The organism is Alteromonas sp. AWJ4_199, from assembly GCF_056159165.1.
In genome coordinates this window covers 152,470-175,246 of sequence record NZ_JBSWUR010000001.1, presented here as the reverse complement: position 1 = coordinate 175,246, position 22,777 = coordinate 152,470, and the positions used below count along the sequence as shown (strand labels likewise).

17 protein-coding genes are annotated in these 22,777 nt (G+C 43.5%); all 17 read right to left on the bottom strand.

Going from position 1 to position 22,777, the window contains the following annotated elements:
- Positions 1 to 181: 181 nt before the first annotated feature.
- Positions 182 to 2,500 carry an efflux RND transporter permease subunit gene (locus tag ACXAER_RS00730; RefSeq protein WP_474825662.1) on the bottom strand — a complete coding sequence of 773 codons (2,319 nt, stop codon included), beginning with the start codon at positions 2,498 to 2,500 and terminating at the stop codon, positions 182 to 184.
- Positions 2,501 to 2,515: 15 nt separating this feature from the next.
- Positions 2,516 to 3,562 carry a WD40/YVTN/BNR-like repeat-containing protein gene (locus ACXAER_RS00725; RefSeq protein ID WP_474825659.1) on the bottom strand — a complete coding sequence of 349 codons (1,047 nt, stop codon included), beginning with the start codon at positions 3,560 to 3,562 and terminating at the stop codon, positions 2,516 to 2,518.
- Between the two features lie 79 nt (positions 3,563 to 3,641).
- On the bottom strand, positions 3,642 to 5,009 hold the full coding sequence (locus ACXAER_RS00720) for a DUF1329 domain-containing protein (protein WP_474825657.1): 1,368 nt from the start codon (positions 5,007 to 5,009) through the stop codon (positions 3,642 to 3,644).
- A gap of 11 nt (positions 5,010 to 5,020) precedes the next feature.
- Positions 5,021 to 7,081 (bottom strand): DUF1302 domain-containing protein, encoded by a 2,061-nt coding sequence (locus ACXAER_RS00715; protein ID WP_474825655.1) that lies wholly within the window; start codon positions 7,079 to 7,081, stop codon positions 5,021 to 5,023.
- 340 nt (positions 7,082 to 7,421) lie between these two features.
- On the bottom strand, positions 7,422 to 7,664 hold the full coding sequence (locus ACXAER_RS00710) for a DUF2835 family protein (protein WP_474825653.1): 243 nt from the start codon (positions 7,662 to 7,664) through the stop codon (positions 7,422 to 7,424).
- Positions 7,651 to 10,260 carry an aminopeptidase N gene (pepN, locus tag ACXAER_RS00705; RefSeq protein WP_474825651.1) on the bottom strand — a complete coding sequence of 870 codons (2,610 nt, stop codon included), beginning with the start codon at positions 10,258 to 10,260 and terminating at the stop codon, positions 7,651 to 7,653. The genes ACXAER_RS00710 and pepN overlap by 14 nt, the downstream gene beginning before the upstream one ends.
- Positions 10,261 to 10,307: 47 nt before the next feature.
- Positions 10,308 to 11,783, bottom strand: a complete 1,476-nt coding sequence (gene nhaC / locus ACXAER_RS00700) for a Na+/H+ antiporter NhaC (RefSeq protein ID WP_474825649.1) — start codon at positions 11,781 to 11,783, stop codon at positions 10,308 to 10,310.
- A gap of 73 nt (positions 11,784 to 11,856) precedes the next feature.
- A complete protein-coding gene (locus ACXAER_RS00695; RefSeq protein ID WP_474825647.1) occupies positions 11,857 to 13,191 on the bottom strand; it encodes a sodium-dependent transporter in 1,335 nt (444 codons plus the stop codon).
- An 86-nt stretch (positions 13,192 to 13,277) separates the two neighbouring features.
- Positions 13,278 to 15,320 carry a carboxy terminal-processing peptidase gene (prc, locus tag ACXAER_RS00690; RefSeq protein ID WP_474825645.1) on the bottom strand — a complete coding sequence of 681 codons (2,043 nt, stop codon included), beginning with the start codon at positions 15,318 to 15,320 and terminating at the stop codon, positions 13,278 to 13,280.
- 3 nt (positions 15,321 to 15,323) lie between these two features.
- Positions 15,324 to 15,992 (bottom strand): RNA chaperone ProQ, encoded by a 669-nt coding sequence (gene proQ, locus ACXAER_RS00685; RefSeq protein ID WP_474825643.1) that lies wholly within the window; start codon positions 15,990 to 15,992, stop codon positions 15,324 to 15,326.
- Between the two features lie 16 nt (positions 15,993 to 16,008).
- Positions 16,009 to 16,299 carry a hypothetical protein gene (locus tag ACXAER_RS00680; RefSeq protein WP_118494789.1) on the bottom strand — a complete coding sequence of 97 codons (291 nt, stop codon included), beginning with the start codon at positions 16,297 to 16,299 and terminating at the stop codon, positions 16,009 to 16,011.
- A 2-nt stretch (positions 16,300 to 16,301) separates the two neighbouring features.
- Positions 16,302 to 16,757: a GAF domain-containing protein gene (locus ACXAER_RS00675; RefSeq protein WP_474825641.1), complete on the bottom strand. Its 456-nt coding sequence runs from the start codon at positions 16,755 to 16,757 to the stop codon at positions 16,302 to 16,304.
- A gap of 12 nt (positions 16,758 to 16,769) precedes the next feature.
- Entirely contained in the window at positions 16,770 to 17,486 is a 717-nt protein-coding gene (locus ACXAER_RS00670) for an SIMPL domain-containing protein (RefSeq protein WP_474825639.1), read from the bottom strand.
- A gap of 332 nt (positions 17,487 to 17,818) precedes the next feature.
- The gene (locus ACXAER_RS00665) at positions 17,819 to 18,940 is read right to left on the bottom strand and encodes a pyridoxal-phosphate-dependent aminotransferase family protein (RefSeq protein WP_474825637.1); all 1,122 of its coding nucleotides are present in this window, start codon (positions 18,938 to 18,940) and stop codon (positions 17,819 to 17,821) included.
- A gap of 508 nt (positions 18,941 to 19,448) precedes the next feature.
- A complete protein-coding gene (locus tag ACXAER_RS00660) occupies positions 19,449 to 19,973 on the bottom strand; it encodes a gamma carbonic anhydrase family protein (RefSeq protein ID WP_474825635.1) in 525 nt (174 codons plus the stop codon).
- 11 nt (positions 19,974 to 19,984) lie between these two features.
- A complete protein-coding gene (gene tesB / locus ACXAER_RS00655; protein WP_474806742.1) occupies positions 19,985 to 20,845 on the bottom strand; it encodes an acyl-CoA thioesterase II in 861 nt (286 codons plus the stop codon).
- Positions 20,832 to 22,715 carry a protein kinase domain-containing protein gene (locus tag ACXAER_RS00650; RefSeq protein WP_474825632.1) on the bottom strand — a complete coding sequence of 628 codons (1,884 nt, stop codon included), beginning with the start codon at positions 22,713 to 22,715 and terminating at the stop codon, positions 20,832 to 20,834. The genes tesB and ACXAER_RS00650 overlap by 14 nt, the downstream gene beginning before the upstream one ends.
- Positions 22,716 to 22,777: the final 62 nt, after the last annotated feature.

Genomic DNA, 22,777 nt, shown 5'->3' with positions numbered 1-22,777 from the left:
GAATGTCGTAATACCAATTCAACTTGGTATAAGTGCCGAGTACCAAACTATTTTCTCTAATAAATGACGCTAATGAAAGCCCATTTTTAACCTTATATTAACAGCATAGATAACTATGCAGAAAACACATAAAAAAAAGGGCCTAAAGGCCCTTTTTTATGCGTAGCTATGCAAAAATAATTTATGCATCAGGGTCATTCTTATTCCACCACAGGAACCTAGCTAAGGCAGGCAGTACAATTATTGCCCCAAGCATGTTCACAACGAACATAAATGTTAGCAATATACCCATATCCATTTGGAACTTAAGTGAAGAGAATACCCAAGTGCTTACGCCTATAGCTAGCGTTATACCAGTAAACAGCACTGCACTTCCGCGTTCTTTCAAAGCAGCGAAATAAGCTTCTTGAACGGTAGCACCCTTCTTCAACATTAGGCTTTTGGTAGAAAGAATATAAATACCATAGTCCACGCCGATTCCCACGCCAAGTGCGATAACTGGCAATGTAGAAACGGTGAGGCCAATTTGAAGGTATGTCATTAGTGCTTGAGCCAAAACAGACACCACATATAGCGGTATTACGACAACTAGCGTAGCACGAATTGACCGGAAGCTAATTAAGCAAAGCGCGATAACAGCACCAAATACGTAAAGCATCATAGGATCTTGCGCCGCGCTCACTGCTTCATTGGTTGCAGCCATTACGCCAACAGGTCCAGAAGCAAGGCTAAACTTCATATCGTCAGTTTGATACTCATCGCGATACGACTTAACTGCATCAACAACGCGAGAGATAGTTTCTGCCTTGTGATCTTCCATAAACAGGATAATAGGCATAACTGAGCAATCGCCATTAAGCAGCCCAGACGAGGTAGGTACGCGAGAGATAGCCTGAACTAGCGTCTGTTGATTACGCGGGAGAACTTGCCATTTTACGTTTCCTTCGTTGTAACCGGCATTAACAATTTTGGCTACTGACGCAAGTGACACTGCAGACTGCACGCCTTGTACGTTTTCCATTTTCCACTGGAAGTCATCCATGGCTTTCATCACACTATGCGAAGTACAAGCTTCCGGGGTCGTCTCTACAAGTATAGAGATATAATCCACTGTAACTTCGTATTTGTCAGTGATTAAAAACGTGTCTTCATTGTAACGAGAAGTTTCATGTAGCGCTGGTGCGCCGGCGTGTAAGTCCCCTATTTTCATGTTCTGCGCTTGGAAATGACCGAGCACGAACAAAATCGCGGTGACAATTAAAATAAACGCGGCTGGCTTCTTACGTGAACACGCTGCAATTACTTCCCAGAATTTAGAATTTGCGTTTTCCTTACCCGCAAATTTTTCGACATACTTCTGGTCTAGTTTTAAAAAGCTCATTAGAACAGGAAGTAACAATAGATTGGTAAGTATAATAACAGCAACACCCATACTTGCTGTTATTGCTAGCTCGCGAATAATACCAATATCAATAACCAGTAAGGTCATGAAACCTACAGTATCAGACAGCAAGGCGATTCCGCCGGGTACTAGAAGGTTTCTAAATGCCGCCATTGAAGCCCGTTTCGCGCCAATGCCCGTCACTGCTTGCTTTTCTACCGCGTTAATCATTTGAACGCCGTGGCTTACACCGATAGCAAATACAAGGAACGGCACCAAAATTGACATAGGGTCCATGCCAAAGCCAATGGAAGTCAAAAGCCCAAGTTGCCAGATAACGGCAATAATTGAACATACCAATGGCAATAAGGTCAGCATGATGCTGCGTGAGAAGAAGTACACCATCACCGCAGTGATCGCGATTGCAATGGCAAAGAATAACAGTACGTCTTTAGCGCCATCGGCTACATCGCCAATCATCTTCGCAAAACCGATAATATGGATAGACGTGTTTTCGTTTTCATACTGTCCGCGAAGCTGCTCTTCTAGCTCTGCAGCCAGAGCGAGTGTATTAAGCGGCTCGCCTGTTTGTGGGTCAATATCTAGCAACTGTGCTGTTACCATTGCGCAACTGTAGTCACTTGAAACCTGTCTACCAACGATGTTCGCTTTTTCCACGTTCGCAGCCACAAGCTCCAGAGCCTCTGGCTTTGATGAGTCGAAGTCTGCTGGTATGACCGGGCCGCCAGCGAAACCACCCTCCACTATTTCAGTAAAGCGTGTAGATGGAGAGAATAGTGAAATTACTAACGAACGGTTTACGCCATTGATGAAGAAAAGCTGGTCGTGAACGTTCTTTAACGTATCGAAGAAATTTTGGTTATAAATATTATCGTTTTTATCACATATTGAAACTAAGATGTTGTTGGCGCCACCAAAATCTTGGCGGTGCTCAATATACGTTTTCATGTACTCGTGATTAAGCGGAATATTTTTTTCGAAACCTGCGTCTAGACGCATTTGTGAGGCTTGGTAACCAAGAAAAACCGTTGCAATGGCAAACAGTGCCACCACAACTTTGCGGTTACCAAACACTAATTTTTCAAGAAAATGGGTCATTGTTTTTATACTGCCCTATTTTAAATTCAACGTTTTAATGCCATTTGCAGTAACAGCAATGCTGGTACCGTTAAACTCGGTGGCGTTTAAAATCGCCGCTTTATCTTTAATTTGTGACACGGAAATACCGTCATCACTCTGACAATTGGATGGGTTAGCATAAGGATCACGCATACTGGTAGGAAGCGGACGTTGTGCACTTACCATCATGCCGTTGTTGCCTAAAGCGTAAACCTTCGATTCTGACTCAATTAAAATTGAATTAAGAGTGCTAGTTGAACAGGTTTGAACGTATTCCCATTCCCCTTGATCCCTGTTTACGAAAATATTCCCACGGAGACCTACGGCAAGCACCGTGTTTTCATCCAGCGGCTTAATGTCGAAGAAAGACCCTGTGTAGTCGACGTAATAACGTTCCCAAGATTCACCCATGTTGGTGCTTTTTGCTAACAAACCTGCTTCACCAGCCATGTACAGCGTATCACCATCAAGGGTTACACGATTTAAGTGAGGTAAAATAGACTCTAACTCTTGTTGATAAAAATCTTCGTCTTCCTTGCGAATTTCTTCGAGGTATTCTTGGTCCATTGGGTCAAGAAGACTGGCGTGGCGTTCTGCAGACCACGTCTTTCCACCGTCAAGCGTTCGATAAAACAGGCCATAGGCACCGGTGGCTATACCTTGCTGTTCGTCAAAAAATAATACATCTAAGAACGGGCGTTGAAGTTCGGGTTGATAATTTTGTATCTCCCATGTTTCGCCCCTATCTGAAGAATGAAGAATGACAGCGTCGTGACCAACTGCCCATATTTTTTCGCCTACAACCGTGGTTGCGGTAAGCGTTGATTGAGTTGGCACCGCTTTTTGATTGAAAGTTTTGCCATCTTCTGACACTAATACGTGACCGCGTTCACCGACAATAACGACAAATGAATCAGCGTCTATGTCCAAAAGAACCGATTGCTCAACCAAAGGTGCCATGAATGCTTCTTCGGCAAGTGCAGCTGGAGAGTAATTAGCTGCGAATGTGGCGGCAATGCACGCTGCAATGGTTTTTTTCATAATTAACCATTCCCCCTATTTATAATTGTCTGTATACAAAAACGGCTGGCAAATGCCAACCGTTTGTTGTGTAAGGTGATTAGCGCTTACCTTCTCGTCGTAACGCCTGTGGCGTGAATTCCACATCTCGAGGGCGTACGGTGAAGTCGTACATTTGCTCTTCATTGTCTAGGCCAATAGCCAAATAACGACGAGAGTTTAAGTCATAGTACGCATCAAGCGTCGACCATTGAGTAGGAACTTCATAGTAGTTAACACCATAAGCTACACCAACGCGGTACAGTTCGCCACGATTATCATACATATCAGCGACTTGAATTTGCCAGCTATCTTCATCAATGAAGAATACGCGTTTTTGATAAATGTGACGGAAACCTTCTTTCAACGTAGCTTCAACTACCCAAACACGGTGCTTTTCCCAACGTGTTAGGTCTGGATTAACGTGATTTGGCTTCAAGATATCATCATACGAAGCACTGTCTGAATGAAGCGCATAGTTATTGTAAGCAACAAACATTTCCTGCTTACCAACAAGTTTCCAGTCGTAACGGTTTGGAGAACCGTTAAACATATCGAAGTCATCAGTCGTACGTAGGCCGTCAGCAGCTGTTCCCGGCGTATCGTAAGCGATGTTAGGTGCTAAGCGAACACGACGCTGACCCGTGTTATACGTCCACGCTTTACGTGGTTCTTTAACCTGATCTACTGTCTCGTGAACAAGTAACGCCGTTCCCGCTAGGCGGGCTGGCTTGGTTACTTTTTGCTTAAACATAAACAGAATATTTTCATCTGTTAGTTTTTCAGGTGTAGCACCTTCTTCTGCATATTTAATTAGTAACTGTTCATCAAAGCCGATTACGTTGTAATCACCACCGGTAGTAACTGCTGCTTGTCCACCGTTACGCTGAACCGCTGCTCCACGATAGCGAAGAATGTGGTTCCAAATTGCTTCAAGACCGTTTTGTGGTATTGGAAATGGGATACCCAAAACTGCACCTTTAAGACCATTACCGTCGTCGAGAAGCTCAGCGCTGGTAGCGTTTACCTTAGTCGCATCGTAAACAGCCTGTGGGTTTGACGCAGAACGTCGCGTTGGATAAACCGGCATACGAAAAGTTTCTGGGTAAGCCTCGAAAAGCTTTTTCTGGCCTTCAGATAAGAATTCCGCGTACTCTTTATAGTTCTGTGCTGTTATCTCAAACAACACCTTATCTTCTGGGTAAGGGTCTGGGTGATGGTCACCCACACTGTACCCAGCAGGTGCAGACGTAATACCGCCAGTCCAGGCAGGGATACTGCCATCAGCATTACCCGCTTTTTCTGCGCCAAGCGGCGTAAGTTCGTTACCCAATTTGTTTGCGTCTGCATCAGACACTTTAGCCATAGCGCTTGCACCAGATAAAGCCAGTGACAAAGCGGCAGCAATAATTCCTACTTTTCTAATCATAAAAACCACTCTTAGATTGCGTATTTGATGTTAAATGAAATGAAGTCTCTGTCAGATAGCGCATTAGTTGTACCAATGCCGCCCCAGAATGCACTGTAAGACGCCGTTGCAGACCATTTGCTTAAATAATCGAACGTGAAAGAAAGTGCAGCAGACTTAACATCTTCTGTGAAAAGGAATAATGGATCTGGCGTAGTACCCTCTACGTCATGAGAGAAAGTACCGCGAACTCGAAGGTTCATGCCAGCGAATATTGAGTTGTAGTCAGCAACCGCCAATAAGCGATAGCCCCACGCATCGTCAGTTGCAAACGGATTAGTCTCAGGTCCGTCTGAAAGGCCTTGGTGTAGACCTTCACGAGCGTTACCGTTAATTGGTTCAAGCGAAGGTGTACGAGCAGTACCTGGTGCGTTTAAACGAATTACGTCTGGGTCTGGCATATCAACAACGTTTACATAACCTACTTCACCTAGAAGTACGAAGTTGTCAGAGCCAAATTTAGGGCCGAATACATGTGACGCGGTAAATTGCATTTGCCATGTATCAGAGAAAAGGAAACCTTCTGCGGTTTCACCTGGACCTACAGCACGGCCAATGTTGTTTAGCTGTGATATACCCGCTAAATCAGGGCGTAGGCCGGCATTAGCCAACTGCTCTGGCATACCCATGTAAAGCAGTTCAACATCGTCGATTTGTAATGGCTCATCTACACGGTATGCAAACTCACCAGCAAGGGCTGTAGTGCCGATGTTTGTATTGAAACTCATTCCGTAAAGCTTGATGTCTTCTGGGAAAAAGAATTCAGACTTTGTGAACGCGCCAAGCTCAGTGATGTTATCACGTGTAACTTCGTTTGCTGCTATAAATGCCAAGTCTGCGCCGATACCCGCTTGCGTAAAGTCAGAGGTAACGCCTGAAATCAATGGGCGCTGGCTGTGATAGTTGATGTGATAAAAACTAAACTCGGTTTCGTTGAGGTTTTCAGCAAACCAGGTTAAGCGAAGACCGTATTGACCTTGATCGTCTGCATCATTGCGCACTTCATCACTGAAACCGCGAATAGCCACTTTCGTTGGATATGCCAGATAGGCTTGAGAAATTGCAGCAGCATCAGCACCTGAGCGCAATAAATCACCATAACCATTCAAGGCAGTCAATAGGTGATCGAGATCGATGTCAGGGTTACCACTGAAACCTAACTGAATGTTGTTGCGCTGACCGCCCTCACCTGCGAAGTCATTACCAGCGAAGTAGCTTCCCGATACCGGTAACCAGCTCTCCTGCCATTCATATTGATAATAACCAGAGATACTGACTGTATCGGTCAAGCCCAAGGAAGCGTAGACCATACCTACCGGTAGGAATACCTCTTTAAGTTCGGCACCTGGTGCACGAGCGCGTGTTACATCGACAGGGTTGGTCGTGTTAATGCCATGCTGGATGAAAGTACTCTCCCCCCAACTGATTACTTGGCGGCCAACACGAAGAGTTAGTGGCTTGTCGCCAATCCACCAATCGCCATAGAAGAAAGCATCATATAAACGAACGTCTGTACATAAAAGGTCTTCCGCCTCTGGATCTTGACACAGGTCGTATTGGTTGCCAGTTATTGGGTTAGAGTAAGGACGGTCACCATCCATTTGCTCGAAATCATAGAACCAGAAACCACGTGCGAAGAAACCATAGTCGCCAAAGTTGACGTCTAATTCATGTGAGCCTGAAACTTGCGTTGCGAACGCATCGCCTGGATCGTGAGCAAGGTTACCTAAGTCACCATTGGTTGAATATGCTCCGTCTGCTAACGCCCACACATCGCTGCTTGGGTATAAAGGATTGAAAGCTGCGTGATAACCACTCCAATCGAATTGAGGGTGGTTACTGTTACCAATAAGGTCGTAATCTCGTGCCTCTGTTCGAATACTTGTAGCCAATGTAAATGTTGAATCTAAAGAAATACTTACATCACCTACTTGCCAATTTGCAGCATGCACTGGTACTGCAGCAGCACCTAGCAGTGAGAGAACTCCCGCTGCTACCGGTGATATCTTAAAAGCGCTAGGCCCATTTTTCATATTTTTATACTCCCAAGTCGATGTGACTTAATGCGTGACATCATGACCAACCATAACGATTAACAAAATCATTACATCATTTTGCCATAACCGCAAGAACTAATCCTACCAGTTAACAAAATTTACAACATTAGTCGTATCAAATAGTTATTGCTTTATTGTGAGTATAAAAGGCATTTATAAACTTGCAGGAAAATTGTACAAGTTTCAAGAGGATTTATCTTATTTACCGTTAAGTAGCATTTTTAAGCGTGTGGCGTACTACTGAAGACCGTGAACTAAAGACGCGGAGGTAATTGAAGTATTGTGTAAATTATAGCTTTGAAAAAATAAAAAGGCCCTATCCGAGCCTCTCAAAAGATTTAATTTTTTTATTAGCGTCAATGACCATTCTGAAACGGCCTTTAATACCGTCCGATGTGATAAATTGGCGAAGCCGATTCGTAGGTACCTGAACACTAAGACCAGATTCACTCAACATGACCACATCGGGCATAGACGGGACATAAAGCACCTCACATTGTTTGTAAGGTGCGTTTATTGAAAAATAAAAGACGGAATCTGATGCGTTAATGCTTTTCATAAGCAAGACTTTTACTTACTTTTTCAAACAAGTCTTTACTTAGGCCCTTATGGTTAAGTAAGCGTCCAAGCTGCTGCTTCATATGAACTTGGTGTTCACTAGAGAAACCTTGCCATTGGGTTAACGGTGTTACAATACGAGCGGCAACTTGCGGGTTGACTGCATCAAGCTCTAGCAAATAGTCAGTTACAAACTTATAACCGCTACCATCTACGGCATGGAACCTTTCGCTATTATAGAACGCAAAACTACCGATAACAGAGCGGACACGGTTTGGATTGCTCATTGCAAACTGCGGGTGCTCACACAGCATAGTTATAGTAGCAAAGATATCTTCGCGATTTTGCGTTGCATGAAGCGCAAACCATTTGTCCAGAACCAGAGGGTCGTGGTTCCACGTTTGTTCAAAACTAGCCATCAAGCTATCGAACGTAGTTGAACTGCAGTGTTGCGCACTTCTCAGTGCCCCTAGTGTATCGGTCATGTTATCTGCATTTTCAAATTGCGACACGACGAGGTCTTCGTATTGAGATAAGCGTGCTAAATGCGCAAGCACGACATTTTTACAACGGCGCTGATTAATTGCATCTTGCGTGTAGCTATAGGCGCTGTGTTCAATGTTGTTAAACACCGCTAATAATTCTTGCTCTAGCGCGCGGGAAAACTGCTCACAAAATGCCTTTCGTGCTTTTGATAGCGCGGTGACAGTGATATTGCTACGACTTTGACACAAGGTTTCAAAAGAAGGAATAACTAGGCATTCGCCAAGCAGTTCCAGATTATTCTGCTCTTGAGCTATTGCTTGTTTAACGCCGTTCCAAATAGTGTTACTGATGGCAGAGCCCGGAGATTCTTCTAACTGCTTTATACAGCGGTCATACAAGGCTTGCATTGCGTCCCAGCGATTGAACGGATCTTTTGCGTGTTTGAAAATAGTAAGTAATGATTCTGTATCTAGCGGATTTTCTACTTTCGCTGGTGCCGAAAAGTTACCTAATACTACCGGTGTTAAATCAGTACTTTTAGCATTTACGGTTAAACGCAAAGAGGCATCTTTTAAGATAACCATACCATCATCAATGAGCGATTCGTTGTCAGCATAGGTATTGCCCTCTTTATCGATGATCTCAATATTCACTGGGATATAAAGGGGAAGCTTTTCACTTTGGTCTGAGGTGGCGGGTGTGTGCTGCGTCAAAGTAAAGGTATGCTTGACGGTGTCGTTGCCGATAGCTTCCGTACTGTGCTTAACAGAAATCACAGGTGTTCCAGATTGGCTATACCAGCGCGTAAACTGAGTTAAATCTAAATCAGTCGCCGACTGCATGGCGGAAATAAAGTCGTCACACGTGACCGCTTGACCATCGTGCCTTCTGAAGTACTCATCCATGCCACGTCTGAATCCATCAGGTCCAAGTAATGTGTGGAACATGCGAATGACTTCTGCACCTTTGTCATAAACTGTTACCGTGTAGAAGTTATTCATTTCAATCACTTCTTCAGGGCGAATTGGGTGGCTCATTGCGCTAGCATCTTCAGCGAACTGATGCTCTCGCATTACGCGAACATGCTTTATACGGTTACTTAGCGCCGAGGTCATATCAGCACTAAACTGTTGGTCTCTGAATACAGTAAGCCCTTCTTTGAGGCTTAGCTGGAACCAATCGCGACAAGTAACCCGGTTGCCCGTCCAATTGTGGAAATATTCATGTGCAATAACAGATTCGACATTGAAAAAGTCATCATCGGTAGCGCTTTTTTGATCAGCTAAAACAAACTTGCTGTTAAAGACGTTTAAGCCTTTGTTTTCCATCGCTCCCATGTTGAAGAAGTCGACGGCAACAATCATGTAAATATCTAAATCGTACTCTAGCCCGAAAACATCTTCGTCCCATTTCATCGCTCGTTTAAGGGATTCTAAAGCGAAGACGCCCTGGGACTTTTTGCCTTTATCGACATACAACTCTAGCGCAACGTCTTTACCGCTTGTCGTTGTGTAGCTATCGGTTAGTAAATCGAAATCACCGGCCACCAATGCAAAAAGATAACAAGGTTTAGGGTGCGGGTCATGCCATTTCACGAAATGGGTGTTTTCATCGATATCCCCTTTGTCTACAGGGTTACCGTTCGCAAGTAACATAGGTACTGATTTATCGGCAACGACAGTAACCGTGTAAACGGACAAAACGTCAGGGCGGTCCATGAAATAAGTAATTCGACGAAACCCTTCCGCTTCACACTGCGTACAATAGGCGCCGCCCGATAAATACAAGCCTTCAAGGGCTTTATTTTGTTCAGGGGCAATGGTGTTAGTAATTTCTAAGACAAATTCATTGAGATGAGTGGCAACGCTTAACGACGTATCCGAAACCGAATATTCGTCACCAGATAAAGCATTACCGTTAATAGCAATAGCGTTAAGCGATAAGTTATCGCCATCAAGGATTAAAGGGCTATCATGATTGCCATTGCGTGAGACAGATAATGTACTGACAACCTTAGTTTTCGTTGGATGTAGCGTAATATGTAGGTCAACTGTCGCTATTGAAAAAGCGGGCGGCTGATAATCCGCCCGGCGTTTAGCTTGAACTGACATAGATCCTCCTAAAAGAAAGCCTACGTGGGTTTATTTGGAACGTTTGGTTAAACCGTTTCTTCACTGTTAACTTCAACGTGTGGTGGTGTAATACGTAGAATCTTAATACCTAAATACGCGTACACAACAGCAAGGATCGGGTTGATTACGTTAAAGAATGCATAGAATACGTAATCAAATGGGTTTACCAATAAAACACTGTGCATGTAGGCACCACAAGTGTTCCAAGGAATGAGCGGAGATGTAAGTGTACCGCCGTCTTCAAGACTACGAGAAAGGTTAAGTTGGTCTAACCCTCGCTTTTTAAATTCTTCTTTGTACATGCGCCCTGGCATAACGATAGAAATATACTGATCGGCCGTTACAAGGTTAGTTCCAAAACACGTAAGAATGGTTCGACTTACCATATCACCGGCTGACTTAGCGCCAATTAATATGGCAGACACGGCACGTTTTAACAAACCTACACGCTCAAGTACGGCTCCGAACGACATAGCACAAATAATAAGCCAAATAGTATTTAGCATAGAAGACATGCCGCCGCGAGACAGCAAGCTATTTAAATTTTCGTCTGGCGTAGAAAAGCTCACGCCATCAAATAGCGCTGTCCACACAACTTTTAGCGCGCCAATGTTTGCGGAGTCATCGCTACTTGCCATGGATGTAACCACATCCCACTGAAACACAACTGCCCAAACGCCCCCTAACAAAGCGCCAATAAAAACCGCAGGGAAAGCCGGCATCTTCTTAATTGCTAAAGTAAGTAGAACCACAAGAGGAATTAGCAAATGCCACCCCAAGTCAAAAGAGTCATTAAGCAAAAGTTGCATTTGTTCTATACGCTCTGCTTTAGCTTCACCTACTTCGCTAAAGCCAAGAACAGTGAATAATACAAGGGCAATGACAAAACTTGGGATGGTCGTCCAAAGCATGTAGCGAATGTGCTCAAATAAATCAGTGCCTGCAACAGCGGGAGCTAAGTTAGTTGTTTCAGACAATGGCGAAATTTTGTCGCCAAAGTACGCTCCAGAGACCACAGCGCCGGCTGTGATAGCAGCAGACATTTCCATCCCCGCAGATACGCCCATTAACGCCACACCTACCGTTGCTGCGGTAGTCCAAGAACTCCCAATACTCATAGCAACTACGGCACAGATTAGACATGCAGCGGCGTAGAAAAACGAAGGGTTAAGTAGCTCTAACCCAAAATAAATAAGTGTAGGCACGGTGCCGGCAAGCATCCATGTACCTATGAGTGAGCCTACGGCTAACAATATGAGGCAGGCCCCCAGAGACATGGAAATACCATCAACGATCCCCTTTTCAATGGTTTTCCAGCTGTACCCGTTTTTCATGCCGATAATAGCAGCTAAGCCCATTGCCAAAAGTAACGCAATTTGGTTTGGACCATATGAAGAATTATCCGCAAACAGGTAAACCGCACTTCCCATCATGACCACTAGCGCAAGAATAGGAAGTATTGCATCAAGTAGTGACGGCGTCTTTATCTCATTATTCGTCATTGTCGTTTTTAAAAACCTTTTTTATTGTATTTATAACGCGTTAAACGTGCTTTTTGCTGCAACTTATGGCGCTTTAGAACACAGAGCGATAAAACATCAGCGCAATGATAACTGGGCAAACGAAACGCACGTACCAAGGCCAGATTTTCCAGAAAATACTGTGTTCAGCAAACTCATCACCTTGCTTGAGTTCTTCCAGAATTGCGTCTCTTCGCCACACCCAACCAGCAAAAATACACAATGCTAGCCCAAGGAGTGGCTGGCTGTACTCTGTGGTTAGTGCGATTACAAGTCCAAACAAGGTTTCAAAATTTAGTATGATTATGCAACTTAAAACAAAGATGATTGATGCCATCAATAGCACGGCTTTTTTACGTTGAAGACCTTTGCTTTCTACCATAAACGCAACGGGAACTTCTAACATTGAAATTGAAGACGTGACTGCCGCAATCGCCATTAGCGCGAAAAAGGTAAAGGCAACGAAAAGCCCTACAGTACCAATGGTATCAAACAGTGCTGGCAGTACTTTAAAAATCAGCGTGTCACCTTGGATTAACGCGCCTTCTGGCGTGAAGATTTCGACGCCGTTGTTCAGTGCAACGTACATAGCCGGAATAATTAACATACCAGCAATCACGGCTACACCTATATCGACTAGCGCAACGGAAGCGCCAATGCTTGGTAGGTTCTCACTTTTACTAAGGTATGAGCCGTAGACCAGCATAGTACCTACACCTAAAGACATTGAGAAAAACGCTTGCCCCATTGCATTAATTAGTAATTCCGGGTCTAAAACACGGGAGAAGTCAGGCACTAAATAAGCCGACCACCCCTCTGATGCTCCAGGTTGAAGACTTACATAAACGATTAGCGCGAGGATTAATATAACTAAAGTTGGCATAAGTCGTACTGACCACTTCTCAATACCTGACTTTACACCGCCAACAACAATAAATGCGGTTAAGCCCATGAATAAAAAGCAGAATATAACGTTACGCGTAACTGAGGAGGTGAGCAGCCATTCGCTTGCACTGGTTAATCCAACCATACTGACGGCAGCATCGGCAAAATAAACTAGCATCCATCCACCAACAATAGCGTAGAAGGCAAGAATGAGTGAAACGGTTACACAGCCCCAAATTCCAGTTAGCCTTCCGGCAAAATTACCTGAAATTTTACCTAAAGCGTCAACCATATTCGAACGTGAGCTACGTCCAATGATGAGTTCAGCCATGAGAACCGGGTAAGCGAGAACGAAGGCAAGGAGTAAGTATACAAGAACAAACGCAGCCCCTCCGTTACTCGCTACTTTTGTGGGGAAACCCCAAATATTGCCGAGTCCAACTGCTGAGCCTGCCGCTGCTAGCACGAACCCTATTCGAGAGGAAAATTCGCCTCTGATAGCCATGTTATTTCCCTTTATTATTGTTTTATTAGTTTATTTATAGACACAAAAAAAGGGCTGGCCCTAGACCAGCCCTTTTTTCTAATCACTTAGTTTCTTGTGATAGCGTAACGGCCTGTTTCAATCATATCGAATGTAATGTTGGCGGCTTCATCCAAGAATGGGTCTAATTCTTCCATATCTTCCGGTAAGTCGTCCAATGATGTGACAGTTTCCATTCCCATTCGCTGTAAACGTTCGTTAGCACGTGCGAGAGACTTTTCTTCCGCCTCCTTCTTGTCTGCTTCGCGCACAGACTTCACCAGTGAAATAAAGTTCTTATCTTTGTTTTCTTTATATTCTTCAATATCATCATAAATATAAGAAAACTCTGGGTTTTGCAGAATGCGCTTGTTGTGTTTGGCTGTTAATACGTCCAAAGCGGCAGTGCCATCAGCAAACGTTGTGTAGTTAGCACGATTTATACTATCCCATGGCAGGGCGTTTTCTGCCTGCGCTTCGCCCCACTCTGATGGCTCTACAGCAGATGGATAAAGGATGTCAGGAATAACCCCCTTATGCTGAGTACTGCCACCGTCAATACGATAGAACTTAGCGATAGTGAACTGAACACTGCCAAGTGGATTATCGTAAAGGTCATAAATCTTGCCTAAACCGCGGTGCTGTTGAACTGTACCTTTACCAAAAGTTTGTTCGCCAACAATGAGTGCGCGGTTATAGTCTTGCATGGCCGCTGCAAAAATTTCTGATGCTGATGCGCTATAACGATCAACTAATACCGTCAGTGGACCATCGTAGGCGACCTCACCATCAGTATCACGATTTACGCTTACTTTGCTTTGACCATAGCGAATTTGAACTACCGGGCCTTTTTCTATGAATAAACCAGTTAACAATGTGGCCTCGGTAAGTGAGCCACCACCGTTACCACGTAAATCAACAATCACGCCTTTTACGTTTTGTGCTTTCAAGCTTTCTATTTCTTTTGCAACATCCATACTTAGGTTGTTGTAAAAGCTTGGAATGGTGATTACACCTAATGGTTCACCTGCGTGAGGACCTGTTTCAGGTACATATACTTCAGACTTTGCGGCGCGATCTTCAAGTTTAATTTTATCGCGAGTAAGACTAACCACCGAGGTTGTTTTAGACTCAGAGGCGCCTTTTTCAACTTGTAATCGGACAGTACTTCCTTTCGGGCCTTTGATAAGCTCAACGACCTCGTCTAGTCGCCATCCAATTACGTCTACAAATTCTTCATCGTCTTGCGCTACGCCAACAATCTTATCTTCAGGCTTTATTGCGCCCGATTCGTCTGCTGGCCCGCCTGGCACTACACTTTTTATAACTGTGTAGTCGTCTTCGCTTTGTAATACCGCACCGATACCTTCAAACGACAAGTTCATGTCCATTTGGAAACGTTCAGCGTTTCGCGGAGACAAATAACTAGTGTGAGCTTCTATAGTGCGAGCAAACGCATTCATGGCAGTTTGGAACACATCTTCGCTTTTCGCTTGTTTAGTACGTTTAATTGCTCGCGTGTAACGTTTGGTAAGCAGCTCTTTTGCTTCTTCCCACGTTTTATCTGCAAGTATCAAATTCAACGCATCATACTTAACCCGTTGACGCCAGATTTCATCAAGCTCAGCTTTATTTGCAGGCCAGTCTGCGTCTTCTCTATCGTAAAAGAATTTATCGCCTTCTTTTTCGAAATCAAATGGCCCTTTTTCTAACAATGATAATGCAAACTCATAACGTTCAATGCGGCGTTTCGCACTTACATTGTACATATCATAGGCAACAGAAAGGTTACCTTTGCTCAGCGCATCATCGAACAGGGTGCGGTATTTTTCAAAACCTACCACGTCAGACAATAACAATACTTGCTTATTGTGATCTAATGAATCGATAAAGCGCTGATAAACTCGAGCAGAGAGCGCGTCATCCAACGATATTTCCTTGTAATGCGCCCTTGTAAAAAGTGCACTTACTCGCTTTGCGGCAACACTATGTTGAGATTCCTGCTGTAAAATAGGAAGCTCGTCTACCTCTGGTGTTGACGTAACTGCGCCCGCTCCTACACCTACGGTAAGAAAAGCACTGGCGATGGAAATTCGAAGGATGTCTCTCATATATTACGACCTCTTGGAGCGTGCCAAACGTAAAGCGTCTGCGTTTACTTTAACTACCATGCCTGAGTCTAATTGAACGTGAATGCCATCTTTAGCAACTTCGGTAATTACTGCTGGCATAGGTGCTTTACCTAATTTAACGGTAACTTGCGTACCTTGCTGTAAATCGCTGTCGGTCAATTTCGCAGGTGGTGTAGTGTTTGGTCTGTTATTTTTCGGTTTAGTTCCGCGCTTACTATCAGCATGGTCCGAATTTGCAGATTTTTCACCTTTTGGACGATTAAATTGACGTTTGTCTTTACGCTTAGGCTGTTGTGCAAGCTTAGCTTTACGCTTTTCAGCGGCTTTTGCTTTGCTTTCTTCAAGCTGCTGTTGCGCGTGATCAGCATGTTCTTTTTCAATCGCATCGCCTTCAACGCCGTCTAAATCTACACGGTTTGCACCTTCTTTGATGCTATAAAGATAGCGCCAACTGTTGGTGTAATGACGTAGTGTAGAGCGAAGAAGCGTCTTGCTAACGCGTTCCTCTTCTTCTAAACGAGTGGCTAGATCTTGAAAAATACCGATCTTAAGTGGGCGGGCCTCGCCTTCAATGCTAAAACATTTAGGAAAGGTCTCTGCAAGGAAAGCTATCACTTCCTTACTGTTAGTAAACTTCTCTGGTGATTCCATTAACTTTCTAAATTATTCAGGAGATTTCATCGTTACTTGCATCATCCCAAGTTGCCAGCGTGTGGTCAACCCAATCAAGCAATTCGTCGTCATCTATTTCTAATAAATGCTTATCTTGTTGCCAAGATTCCCATGCGTAGTGCAAAATTTGCTCTAAACGCTGTGTTTCAATATCTTCTTCTGCATTGTCATAAACCGCGTGAAGAATAAAGTTTAAACGTTCAGATGCCTCATCCGGGTCATCATGAAAGTCTTCCATATCTTCAAATGTGGATAAAACAACGTGTATATCGACACTGGATTTCATAATTATTTCTGCGAATCCATGAGAATTTGAGCAATTTCAACGAGCCCTTTTTCGTCTTCTTCGTTAAAGCGTTCAAAAACAGGGCTGTCGATATCAAGTACGCCGATAAGCTTATCATTGAGTACAAGTGGAACAACAATCTCAGAGTTAGACGCGGCATCACAAGCAATGTGTCCTGCAAACTGATGAACATCGGCTATACGCTGAACGGTCTTGGTACTTGCACTTGTACCGCAAACGCCCTTTCCAAGGGGAATACGAATGCAAGCGGGCTGACCTTGGAATGGACCAAGTACCAATTGCTCTTCTTTAAAAAGATAAAAGCCTGCCCAATTTACCTCTTCGAGGTTATTGAAAAGCAGCGCACTGATGTTGGCCATATTGGCAATAAGATCATGCTCACCAGAAACCAAGCTCTTTGCTTGGGCGACTAACTGGCTGTACTGTTGTTCTTTCAAACGAATTTCCTGCTATTGAACAATGTTAAAAGACACATTAACCCGCGCTTCTACACGCTCTTGCCCAGGTAAAGACATAGACATATCTTTGGCAAAAGCTTCAGCACGCATTACTGGAATCGGCATATTGCCACCAGATTCTGAGATTGCAACTACTTCACCTACTTCCACCTCTAATTCTTTCGCCAATAAGTGGGCGCGTTGCTTTGCGTCTTTCACTGCAGCAATTAGCGCTTTCTGGTATGCATCGCCTTCACCAATAGTAATAAAGTTAAACTGTTGGATACGGTCAACACCACGCTTTAGCACGCCATCTAGCACTTTATCGTAGGTTTCAAGATCGGTTGAGGTAACTGTGATATCACGAGATAGAGTGAAACCTTCTTGCTGTCGCCCTTGCGGTGTATTGGTATAACGAGGTTGCAAGCGCACTTGCATACTTTGAATATGCTTTTCATCTATGCCTTGATTAAGTAAAAACTTAACGATAGAACGCAAGTCTGCATCTAGTCGCGTATTGAGTTTGCCTACCGTCGCGCCCTCTTCTTCAACAACCAACTTCACTGAATAAGCATTTGGCGTCACTTCTACAGCGCCTACGCCTTGAACATTTATTACTGCATCTTGTGCAGCTTGAGCAGAAACCACTGGGGCGGACAATGCGATTACTGTTGAAGCCCAAAGCACTCTTGTGAACATGTTTGGTTTAGTATGCATAAATAATTTCATAATGATTCCTTTTCAGATGACATGTTTATTCACTTGGTTATTGAGAATAAATGTACATGGCTGAATAGTGTATGAATGTATTTGATGCAAGAAATATTAGCACTGAACCGTAAGTTAGAGAGTTACAACTTCGTCGAGCAGCGTTATTTATGAGGTAAGCCTCTTGTTAACAATAGAAAGCAGAGGCGACTAGTTGGAATTATTTCAAAAGATGAAGCTCAGAAAGCCAACACATTCAACAACCTAGTTCGCTGAGCATGTTGGCGTTTTATAGCCATTAGGTAAAAGTTGACGCTTGGGGTTTGGTTACCCTGCTTTATCTCAATATGCCACTATTTCAATACGCTTCGCAACGCTGCTAAACAGTGGTCTATGTTGCGTGGCTTACACGCATAACCCATTAGCCCGATACGCCATACTTTTCCTGCATGATCACCCAGCCCTGCCCCTATTTCTAGATTAAAATCTTCAAGTAGTTGCTTCCGAACGGCTGCATCATCTACGCCGTCTGGTATTTTGACAACATTTAGCTGAGGTAAGCGATAAGCACTGTCTACGGTTAGCTCTAAACCAATGTCACTTAAACCTTGTACAAGTTTTTCGTGGCCTGAAGCATGTCGCTGCCACGCATTTTCTAACCCTTCTTCTTTTAGTATTAGAAGTGATTCGTACATTGCATACATAGTGTTCACGGGCGCAGTATGATGGTACGCACGTTTTGCGCCTTGGCCCCAGTAACCGACAATCAAATTCATGTCTAAGAACCAGCTCTGCACTTTTGTATTTCTGTTTTGAATGACGTGAACTGCTTTATCGCTAAAAGAAACTGGCGAAATTCCCGGCACGCAACTTAAGCATTTTTGTGAGCCTGAATAAATAGCATCAATACCCCACCCATCAACGTCTAACTCAATACCGCCTAATGAAGTAACCGCGTCGACAATAGTTAAACAACCGTATTTTTGGGCTAGTTCACAAAGTACTTTTGCTTCATTACGTACGCCCGTTGATGTTTCTGCATGAACAAAGGCGAGAATTTTAATATCGGGATTGGCTTTTAGGGCATCTTCAACAGCATTAAGGTCGGTTTGCTCACCCCACGTATTATTTATAGTGATAGCTTCCCCACCGCATCGCTCAACATTTTCGACCATGCGGTTACCAAATACGCCGTTAATGCATACAAGTACTTTATCGCCTGGCTCAACCAGGTTAACGAAACACGCTTCCATACCCGCTGAACCAGGAGCAGAAATAGGCATAGTGAGTGCATTTTCGGTTTTAAATGCATATTGTAGTAGCTGTTTCGTTTGATCCATTAACTCAATGAATAGAGGATCTAAATGGCCTAAAGTAGGTCTGGCCATGGCATTTAGTATTCTAGGATTAACGTCGGATGGTCCTGGTCCCATTAAAGTACGCTCAGGCGGTATAAAAGTAGAAAACGATTGCATAATCCAACCTTATTTGTTGTGAGGGCTAATTATTATAGTAACCCTAAGCATGACTGATAACGTCATACTACAAGTTTAGTGAAACGGAACAACCGTCTGTGTTCAACATAAGCAACATGAATGGAAGTCATGCATTATATCTTTATTTAAAATATAAACAGAAGGTTTTAGGCCGAACGACAAATTGGGGAATATAACCAAGTAGAGCGATTAAATAACGGAATACAAAAATTTTTTACCACATCCGACCAGAGCTTAGTTCTTTGAATTTTAATGTTTTAATTGCCTCTTTAACCCACTTTATGGCCTGTAAGATAAAATTCACACAATTGTTGTTTATATTTTGAGCGCATTTAAACTATACTTATTGTCCGTTTAAAGTATTTTATTTAAACTCTCCCTTTAAAAGTTAGCGCACGGCTCAGCAATGAGCCATTCCCCTAGGCCCGGAACGTTTGTTCTGGGCATTTTTTATGGGGAAAGAAAAGTTAAATGGCGAGCAGGATCATTATTCATCAATTTGTTGCAAAGATGTCATGTAAGTCTTTGCGTTGCTGACATAGTGGTCTGCAGATGCCTTCAATTTTGGCTCCACACTTCCATCAAAAGTCTTGATAACTTTGCCTGGTGCGCCCACCACTAAGCTGTAGTCTGGAATTTCCATGTTTTCAGTGATTAGTGCATTAGCACCAATAATACAAAACTTACCAATTTTGGCACCGTTTAGTACAACAGCGTTGATTCCAACTAATGAATAATCACCAATTTCACAGCCGTGCAGCATAACTTTGTGGCCTACGGTTACACCTTTGCCGAGTACCAAAGGAATTCCCGCATCAGTATGTAACACGCTGCCGTCTTGGATATTTGTATTCTCTCCCACCGATATTTTGTCCATGTCGCCACGGATTACCGCGTTAAACCAAACACTGGCACCCTCTTTAAGTTCTGTGTCTCCAATAACGTGAGCCCCCGGTGCAATGAAAGCGCTCTGGTGAACTTGCGGTGTTGTTGAACCTAACTTATAACGCATTCGCTTATTCCCTATTCGTCTACTTTTCTCATTAACCCTTCTTGCATGGTTGATGCAATAAGTTCGCCTTTTTGATTAAAAATCTGACCGCGAACTAAGCCCCTAGACCCACCACTAAATGGGCTTTCCATTGCATATAACATCCATTCATTCATGCTAATTGGACGGTGAAACCACATTGCATGATCAATGGTTGCGATACGAAGCGACTTATCAGTTACAGCAACACCATGAGGTTGTAAAGATGTACTTAAAAAATGATAGTCTGATGCATAAGCAAGTGCAGCTTGGTGCACGGCTAGTTGTGCATCCATGGTATCTCTTGCTTTTAACCAGATATAGCGGGTCGGTTCACGCTTAGCCGAGTGGTATGAATTCGCTGCATCTACGGTGCGAATATCAACCGGTTTGTGGTAGCTCAACGCTTCCTGCATAGGGCGCGCAATTTTGTTGAAGTTCGCTTCGTAAAACTCTATGTCAGATTGCACTTCTTCTGGTGGAGGGACATCGGGCATGGTGGGATTCTGATGCTCCATACCTTCTTGTGGCACTTGGAAAGATGCAGTCATGTAGAATATGTTTCTGCCATCTTGTATCGCTTTGACGCGACGAGCCGAGAAACTTCTTCCGTCTCGTACTATTTCTACGTCGTATACAACAGGTTTTTTAGCATCGCCTGGTAATAGGAAGTAGGTATGAAATGAATGGGCCACTCTGTCTGGTGATACGGTCTCATAAGCAGCTGCCAGAGCTTGTCCCAAAACTTGCCCGCCAAATAAAGCTCTAAAGCCTAAATCCCAGCTTTGACCTCGATAGATGCCAGCTTCCACTGTTTCAAGTTCAAATAGTGATGATAGTTTAATCTCGGACATGTTGTACGTTCTCTTCTATAACTGCTTTGGGGTTTCGCGGGTAATATTTTTCAGGCAATTTTGCTTTATGCTCAAAAAAGCGCGTATCTTTATAGGGTAACTTCATAAACCCTGAAATGCCTAGCCCTTTTATGTTAGGAATTTGTTGCACTAACTGCGCCAGTAAAGCTTTAAAGCGCTCTTCTTGGCTATGGTCAAGCAAGGTATAATAGTTGTGTATCTTCAGGTGTTTAGGTAATGCTTCAAATATAATACATCCTGTGTGATGAATTGTGTTTAACTGTACGATAGTTTCGATGATATCTTTCGGCAGCTTAAGTAATTCATCAGGATCATCGCCGTCTTCAAAGTAAGAGTGAGTTCGGCTCTCGTCTTTTTGTGCAGAAACACGTGACAATTCATAAGGAATGGAAAGGTCATTACCAGGCAAAAAATCTTCATCTTCGCTGTCGCGCTCAATATGAAGCGTATTCTTCGCATTAAACATACAACATTTAAATACCGCTGGTTTGTGTATGGCTCTCGCTAAATTGATGACGTTATTTACCGCTAAATCAAAGGCAGTTTTGAGGGTTTCATCATACAAATTCAAGCTGGAATCTACATAAATACCCTCTGGCTCCCAACGCACTGCCATACCACCGACTACTGGGTAGCGCCCTAGCCTACTGATGGCAGATACGAATGCTTTTTCAGTATCTCCCATACCTTGCAGGTAGTTTTTGTAGTATCGGTCAAATTGCGCATCGTCTATGTAGCGTAACTCTTCTACGTCTTTATCATCTAAAGAGTCAGATAGCAGCGCCTGTTGGCGTAAATAAGACTTCCGCGAACTGTAAACGACGGTTTCAATATCAGCATTTAGAGTATGGGTGAGCCAAGTAGGTATTAACGGCGTGTATTGCGTAGGTTTGTCTTGGGTGAAAACCATGTTTTTTAAAACGTGAAGGTGGTTAAACAAATAATCGCCTCCCTGTCTTCTTTTAACAGGGTCATCACTAAGCATATATTCCAAAATATTAGCAAGCATTTTGGGTAACCCGAGGGATGATGGCGTAATAACTTTACTTCCATAGCGACAAGATTGCCCAGATGCTAAAGCGTATAGCGTGCTAGCTAATCCCTGCTCATCAAAGCGCGGGCTTGAAAGCGCACCGTTTAACTGCTCTTCGCCGATAAAGTAAACGTCGCCAAGCCGTGCGTTCGTCTGATGAAGTTCGCCGGACATCAAATCCATGACGTTGTTACCCACATATTGCCCAGCGATATCGGTCTGAGCGAAAACCGAAGACCCCCAGTCTATTAAGCCTATAGATTCATTAGTAGCATCCCAGACCAGATTTGAGGGTTTAATATCGCCGTGGACAATAGGCTTAATTTCGCCATTCTCGCTGTATTGGCGAAAACTCGACAAAAGCTCGCCCACTTGAACGGCTATTTTCACGATAATACGGGGCGACAAAGGGCCTGTTTTCAAGCTTACTTTTTCTAAATCTTCGCCAGGCGCTCTGCCCATCACTAAGATTGATTGCTTACGTATCTGCTGATATTCGATAAAACGCGGCACAAACTCGTGGTTAACGTGAGAAAGCATAAAGGCTTCCTCTTCTAACCTGTCCTGAACGTGCTGCGGTAAGGTTATACGCGAGAACTTAAATACCCGTGATTCTCCACTCGGCGCATTCCCTGCAAATGCAAAACCAAATGCGCCTTTTCCTAAAAGTTCAATGTCGCTATACCCTAACCCTTCTAGTTGAGACATACAGAGATTTACCCAGTCCTTTAGTTTTTTTGCATCCGCATGAGATAGCAAATAAATCGACTGTTCGTCGGGTATGTAAAAGTGTTTTAAACCCTTGAGCTGAGACATTTCATTATTTCACGGTTATGGATTTATAGTTGTGCTATTCACCCAGTAATAAGCCAATTAAC